This is a genomic window from Burkholderia sp. SIMBA_062, assembly GCF_046534765.1.
Lineage (GTDB): Bacteria > Pseudomonadota > Gammaproteobacteria > Burkholderiales > Burkholderiaceae > Burkholderia > Burkholderia ambifaria.
On sequence record NZ_JAWRYD010000104.1, the window covers coordinates 1 to 559 of the forward strand.

Here is a 559-nt window from a genome sequence, read left to right on the forward strand (position 1 = left end):
ACAACCAGTCTATTCCTTCGGGCACCGCTTTCCTTTTAGGCCTCGCCTTCACGCTAATCCGTGAAGAACCAAAAAAATTGCCCGCGCTTCAGAAGAAGCGCGGGCGAAACCGTCGCCCTACGAGGAAAGGCGACGGGGCCATCGGGATCCGCGCATGGCGCGGATCGTCATCGGTTTTGCGCCGGCGCTTGCAGCACCGGCATCTCAAGACGGGGGTACCGTGGGTCGGACGGTCGTGACGCCGCCCGCTCTCTGACGCCACCCTTCCCGTTCTCACGATTCCATCTTATAAAGCAGTTTGTGTGCCAGGCACATTTACGGAAGTACGCTATTGATCCATAAGGATATTTTCTGCGGTCATGACGATGTAACACCTGTTCTGCGGCCGTAACGCGCGGATGTTACGTAACGTCACGAAGAGGTATCGAACGTCCCGCACGCGCCGGCGCCAGCACGCGCGACAATGAAAAAGCCCGCCGGAATGAACTGCACCCCAAAAGTTGGACACCGATCCAACCTTTGGGGTGTTTTTCATGGCGAAGTACGACGAGCGGTTTCG

Annotated in this window: 2 protein-coding genes; one reads left to right on the top strand and one right to left on the bottom strand. The window is 57.4% G+C overall.

Annotation, left to right across the window (positions count from 1 at the left end):
- Positions 1 to 239 (top strand): hypothetical protein (locus SB786_RS35570; RefSeq protein WP_410731481.1); only part of this gene is annotated, 239 nt, incomplete at its 5' end.
- Between the two features lie 89 nt (positions 240 to 328).
- Here SB786_RS35570 and SB786_RS35575 read toward each other — a convergent pair.
- Positions 329 to 559 (bottom strand): hypothetical protein (locus SB786_RS35575; protein ID WP_410731483.1); only part of this gene is annotated, 231 nt, incomplete at its 5' end.